This is a genomic window from Pseudomonas sp. SMN5 (assembly GCF_052041925.1).
In the GTDB taxonomy this organism is placed as follows: domain Bacteria; phylum Pseudomonadota; class Gammaproteobacteria; order Pseudomonadales; family Pseudomonadaceae; genus Aquipseudomonas.
The window spans coordinates 1-218 of the sequence record NZ_JBKGGX010000096.1 but is presented as its reverse complement, the minus strand read 5'-3'; the positions used below and the strand labels follow the sequence as shown (position 1 = coordinate 218).

General features: G+C 71.1%; 1 protein-coding gene. It reads left to right on the top strand.

The window, feature by feature from the left end; translation table 11 throughout:
* The coding region (locus ACLEJR_RS27150; RefSeq protein WP_440817806.1) for a hypothetical protein at window positions 1-218 on the top strand (218 nt) is incomplete at both ends.

Sequence of the window (218 nt, the reverse complement as noted above, 5' to 3'; positions counted from 1 at the left end):
TGAACGCTACCTCAACGACCGCACGCGCCTGAGCGGCACCAGCAGCAGCGCGGCCCTGGCGCCGAGCCAGGTGCTGAAGATCGCCGGCGCGCCCCAGGCTTTCGCCCCAGGCGCGGTGATCGTGCAACTGACCACCACCGCCGCCCGCGACCGCAGCTTCGTCGTCACCTTCGAGGCGATCCCCTATGCCAACGAGGTGTGCTACCGCCCGCCGGTGG